Here is a 6,155-nt window from a genome sequence, read left to right on the forward strand (position 1 = left end):
CCCGTCACCAACACCGTGCCCCGGCCCCACTCCGGACCCTCCGACACCACACCCGCCGTCACTCGGGCCAAGCGCGGCACCAGCACCTCGTCACCGCGCACCGCCAACTGCGGCTCGCCCGAGGCCAGCGCACCGGCGATCAACGATGTCGACGGCTCGTCGGAATCCAGATCCAGCAGGACGAACCGGCCGGGGTTCTCCGTCTGCACGCTCCTCAACAGACCCCAGACGCCGGCCTGCGACAGGTTCGCCACGCCCTCCGGACCGGCCGCGATCGCGCCGCGCGTGACCACGACCAGGCGCGAGTTCGCCAGCCGCTCCTCGGCCAGCCACCCCTGCACCAGCCCCAGCACACCGGCCGTCACCTCATGAACAGCGCCCACAACCTCGGCACCGTCCAGCCGGGGCAGCCCCGCCAGCACCACCGACGGCGCTACGTCCGCCACCTCACCGACACCCGGGAACACCGCTCCACCGAGCCCCAGATCCGTACCCAGCACCGCCCAGTCAGCGGCGGCACCCGCCACCTCCAGCGGACGCCACGCCACACTCAACAGCCCATCGCGAACACCGGTCTGGCGCAGACCGTCCACCGACACCGGACGCAGCACCAGCGACTCGACCACCGCCACCGGCGCACCCGCACCATCGGCCACCGCCAGCGACACCGTCAGCGACTCGGCCTCGGCGGCCGCGACGGCCAGCCGGACCCTGAGCAGCGTGGCACCGGCGGCGGTCACACTCGCCCCGGACCAGGCGTACGGGAGCCAGGACCGCCCGCCCTCCTCCGCCACCCCGGGCAGCAGCGGATGCAGCGCGGCGTCCAGCAGCGCCGGGTGCAGGGCGAAGCGCGCGGCGTCACCGCGCTGTCCCTCGCCCAGGGCGACCTCGGCGAACAGCTCGCCCTCCGCTCGCCACACCCGACGCAGCCCCTGGAACGCGGGGCCGTAGCCGTAGCCCTGGTCGAGCAGCCGGTCGTAGACACCGTCGAGGTCGACCTCGACGGCGCCGGCCGGCGGCCAGGACAGCAGGTCCACGGAAGCGGGGGCGACGGCCTCGGGCGCGAGCACGCCACTGGCGTGCCGGGTCCACGGCAGTTCGCCGTCCTCGTCCGGGCGGGAGTGGACGTCGAGCCTGCGCCGGCCGTGCTCGTCGGCCGCGGCCAGCACCAACTGGAGCTGGACACCGCCGCGTTCGGGCAGCACCAGCGGCGCCATCAGGGTCAGCTCCTCGACCTGCGCGCAACCGACCTGCGTGCCAGCTCGTACGGCCAGCTCCAGCAGGCCGGTGCCGGGCAGCAGGACGGTGTCCGCGACGGCGTGGTCCGCCAGCCACGGGTGGCTGTGCCGGGAGAGGCGCCCGGTGAACAGGTACTCGTCCCGGTCGGCCAGGGCGACGGCGGCGCCGAGCAGCGGGTGGTCGGCCGCGTCGAGGCCGAAGCCGCCCGCCTGGCCCACGGCGGCCGGGCCCTGGAGCCAGTACCGGCCGGGCTTGAAGGCGTAGGTCGGCAGCTGGACCCGGCGGGCGCCGGGGAAGTGCCGCGTCCAGTCGATCCGCGCGCCCCGGGTGTGCAGCAGGGCGAGTGCGGCGGTGACGGTCTCGGCCTCGGGCCGGCCCGCGCGCAGGACGGGCGCGAGGGCGCCGGCCGGCTCGGTCAGGCAGTCCTCGGCGAGGGCGGTGAGCACCCCGTCCGGGCCCAGTTCCAGGTACTCGGTGACGCCTTCGGCGGCCAGGGTGCGCACGCCGTCGAGGAAGCGCACCGCCTCGCGGATGTGCCGCGCCCAGTAGTCCGGGGAGCACAGCTGCTCGGTGGTGGCCAGCTCGCCGGTGACGTTGGAGACCACCGGGATCTTCGGGGCGTGGAAGCTGAGCTTGGCCGCCTCGGCGGTGAACTCCTCCAGCACCCCGGCCATGTGCGGGGAGTGGAAGGCGTGGCTGACCGGCAGCCGCTTGGTCTTGCGGCCACGGGCCCGCCATTCGACGGTGAGCTTGTCGACGATCTCCGCGTCGCCCGAGATGACGGTCGAGCGCGGCCCGTTGATCCCGGCCACCGCGACGGCGTCGCCGAAGCCGGCCAGCGACTCACGGATCTCCGGCTCGCTCGCCTGGACGGCGGCCATCGCGCCGCCCTCGCGGGCCGCCTGCATCAGCCGGCCGCGCGCCGCGACCAGCGCACAGGCGTCCGGGAGGTCGAGCACACCGGCCAGGTGTGCCGCGGTGACCTCGCCGATGGAGTGGCCGAGCAGGAAGTCCGGGGTGACGCCGTGGTGTTCGAGCAGCCGGTACAGCGCGACCTCGACGGCGAACAGCGCGGCCTGGGTGAAGGCGGTCTGGTCGAGCAGCGCCGAGTCGGCGGAGCCCTCGGGCGCGAACAGCACCTCGCGCAGCGGCCGGTCGAGCGCGCCGTCCAGGTAGGCGCAGACCGCGTCCAGGGCGCGGGCGAAGACCGGCGAGCCCTGGTAGAGCTCGCGGCCCATGCCCAGGCGCTGGCTGCCCTGCCCGGTCAGCAGGAAGGCGGTCTTGCCCCGCCGGGTGCCGTTGCCACGGACCACACCGGGGGCGGACTCGCCGCGTGCCAGGGCCTCCAGCCCGCGCAGCAGGGCGTCGCGGCCGGTGCCGAGGACCACGGCGCGCTGCTCCAGGGCCGCCCGGGTGGTGGCCAGCGAGAACCCGAGGTCGGCCGGGTCCAGTTCAGGGCGGGCCGCGACGTACTCGCGCAGCCGTTCGGCCTGGGCGTGCAGGGCCGTCTCGTCGCGGCCCGAGATCACCCAGGGCACGACCGCCGGTCCCGTGGAGGGCGCCGGGGCGGGCTCCGCGGGCGGCTGCTCGATGATGACGTGGGCGTTGGTGCCGCTGATGCCGAAGGAGGACACCCCGGCCCGGCGCGGACGGCCGGTCCGCGGCCAGTCCTGCTCCTCGGTGAGCAGCGCGACCGTGCCCTCGGACCAGTCCACGTGCGGCGAGGGCTCGTCGACGTGCAGGGTCCTGGGCAGTCGGCCGTGCCGCATCGCCTCGATCATCTTGATGATGCCGCCGACGCCGGCCGCCGCCTGGGAGTGGCCGATGTTGGACTTCAACGAGCCGAGCCAGAGCGGCTGTTCGGCGGTCCGCTCGCGGCCGTAGGTGGCCAGCAGGGCCTGCGCCTCGATCGGGTCGCCGAGGGTGGTGCCGGTGCCGTGCGCCTCGACGGCGTCGACCTCGGCGGCGGTCAGGCCGGCGTTGGCCAGCGCCTGGCGGATGACGCGTTCCTGGGCGGGGCCGTTGGGGGCGGTCAGACCGTTGGAGGCGCCGTCCTGGTTGACGGCCGAGCCGCGCAGGACGGCGAGCACCTGGTGGCCGTTGCGGCGGGCGTCGGAGAGCCGTTCGACCAGGAGCAGTCCGACGCCCTCGCTCCAGCCGGTGCCGGCGGCGGAGGCCGCGAACGAGCGGCAGCGGCCGTCGGGCGACAGGCCGCGCTGGCGGCTGAACTCGATGAAGGTGTTCGGCCCGGACATCACGGTGACGCCGCCGGCCAGGGCGAGGTCGCACTCGCCGGTGCGCAGGGCGTTCGCCGCCAGGTGCAGGGCGACCAGCGAGGAGGAGCAGGCGGTGTCGACGGTGACGGCCGGGCCCTCCAGTCCGTAGGTGTAGGCGAGCCGGCCGGAGAGCACGCTGGACAGGTTCCCGGCGAGCAGGAAGCCCTCGAACTCCTCGGGTGCGGCGGCCAGTCGGGACGCGTAGTCGTCGTACATGGCACCGGCGAAGACGCCGGTGTTGCTGCCGCGCAGGGTGGCCGGGTCGACGCCGGCGCTCTCGAAGGTCTCCCAGGCGGTCTCCAGCAGCAGGCGCTGCTGCGGGTCGGTGGCGGTGGCCTCGCGCGGCGAGATGCCGAAGAACTCCCGGTCGAAGCGGTCGGCGTCGTGCAGGAAGCCGCCCTCGCGGGTGTAGGAGGTGCCTGCGTGCTCGGGGTCGGGGTGGTAGAGCTCGTCGAGGTTCCAGCCGCGGTTGACGGGGAACTCCGACACGGCGTCGACGCCGTCGGCGACCAGCCGCCACAGCTCCTCGGGCGAGCGCACCCCGCCCGGGTAGCGGCAGGCCATGCCGACGATCGCGATCGGCTCGTCGGCTCGTCCGGCTCGCACGGCCCGTACGGCGGTGGTCTCGGCGGGGCCGGCCACCTGCTCGAAGAGGTGTCCGGCCAGGGCGGCCGGGGACGGCTGGTCGAAGACCACGGTGGCGGACAGCCGCAGTCCGGTGGCGGCGTTCAGCCGGTTGCGCAGTTCGACGCCCGCGAGCGAGTCGAATCCGAGCTGCTTGAAGGACTGTTCGGGGTCGACGGCGGTGGCGTCGGCGTGTCCGAGGACGGCGGCGGCCACACCGCGCACCTGTTCCAGGACGGCGGCGCGCCGCTTCTCCTCGGGCAGTGCCGCGATCTCCTGGGCCCAGGTCGAGCCGCCGTCGGCCGCGCTGCGGGCGGCGGCGCGCCGCGGCCGGGTGCGGACCAGGGCGCGCAGCACGGCGGGCGGCAGGTCGTCGGCGGAGCGCAGGGCGGTCAGGTCTAGCGCCACCGGTACGGCCAGCGGCGCTCCGGCGGCCAGCGCGGCGTCGAAGAGGGCGAGTCCCTGCTCGGGGGCGAGCGGGGCGAAGCCGGCCCTGCTCCAGCGGGCGAGGTCGGCCTCGCCGAGGGTGGCGCCCATGCCGTGGGTGCCGTCCCACAGGCCCCAGGCCAGTGAGGTGGCGGCGAGGCCGGTGGCGGCGCGGTGTGCGGCGAGCGCGTCCAGGTAGGTGTTGGCGGCCGCGTAGTTGGCCTGTCCGGCGGTTCCGGTGAGGCCGGAGACGGAGGAGAACAGGACGAAGGCGGCGAGCTTCTGATGCTTCGTCAGTTCGTGCAGGTGCCAGGCGGCGTCGACCTTGGGCCGGAGCACGGCGTCGAGCTGCTCGGGGGTGAGCGCGGCGACGGTGGCGTCGTCGAGGACGCCGGCGGTGTGCACGACGGCGGTCAGCGGGTGCTCGGCCGGGATTCCGGCCAGGACGGCGGCCAGCGCCTCGCGGTCGGCGGCGTCGGCGACGGCCACGGCCACCTCCGCGCCGAGGGCGGCGAGTTCGGCGACCAGGTCGTCCGCGCCGGGGGTGGCGGGGCCGCGGCGGCTGGTGAGCAGCAGCCGGCGCACACCGTGGTCGGTGACCAGGTGCCGGGCGAGCAGCGCACCGAGGCCGCCGACGCCGCCGGTGATCAGCACCGTGCCGGCCGGGTCGAGCGCGGGCGCCGGGGCGGCCTCGGCATGCTCCGCTCGGACGATCCGCGGCGCATACAACCTGCCCTCCCGGACGGCCAGTTGGGGTTCTCCGCTGGCCAGGGCGGCGGGCAGCAGGTCGGTGGCGGCCGGGTCATCGAGATCCACCAGCAGCACCCGGCCCGGGTGTTCGGACTGGACGGCTCGGAACAGGCCCCAGAGCAGGGCGTTGGTCAGGTCGGTGACGTCCTCGCCAGGCCGGGCGGCGATCGCGCCGCCGGTCGTCAGGACGAGCCGGGTGTCGGCGAACCGCTCCTCGGCCAGCCACTGCTGGACGGCGGCCAGGGCCCGGCGGGCGGCGGTGTGCGCGGTCTGCGGGGTGTGCTCGCCGGTGTGCCGGTGGGCGAGGACGACCACGTCGGCCTCGGTGACGCCGGCGAGGTCGCCGTCCGCCGCCTCAGCCCAGCGCAGCGACTCGGGCTCGGCCGCCTCGACGGCCTGCCACTCCAGGGTGTGCAGGACCTCGGTCCGGGCGGCGGGGGCGAGCCGGTCCTTGGCGACCGGGCGCAGCGTCAGCTCCTCGATCGCGGCGACCGGCGCGCCGGTCCGGTCGGCCAGGGTGAGCGCGAAGGTGTCGGGGCCGACCGGCGAGATCCGCACCCGCAGCGCGGTGGCGCCGGAGGCGTACAGGGTGGCGCCGCTCAGCGCGAACGGCAGCCGGATCAGCTCGGGCGCGGCCGGGTCGGCGGCTTCGAGCACCAGCGGGTGCAGGACGGCGTCGAGCAGTGCGGGGTGGAGGCCGAAGCGCTCGGCGCCGTCCTGCTGCCCGGCGGGCAGGGTGACCTCGGCGAGCAGGTCCTCGCCGTCCCGCCAGAGCCGGGTGAGCCCCTGGAAGGCCGGGCCGTACTCGTAGCCGAGCCCGGCGAGCCGGGTGTAGACGCC

The 6,155-nt window shown here is 75.6% G+C and carries 1 protein-coding gene; it reads right to left on the reverse strand.

Annotated elements, in window-relative coordinates; translation table 11 throughout:
• Positions 1–6,155, reverse strand: a 6,155-nt coding sequence (locus J0670_RS26905; RefSeq protein ID WP_207814267.1) for a type I polyketide synthase, incomplete at both ends; no start/stop codon positions are given.

This window comes from Streptomyces sp. FH025 (assembly GCF_017427025.1).
Taxonomy (GTDB): domain Bacteria; phylum Actinomycetota; class Actinomycetes; order Streptomycetales; family Streptomycetaceae; genus Kitasatospora.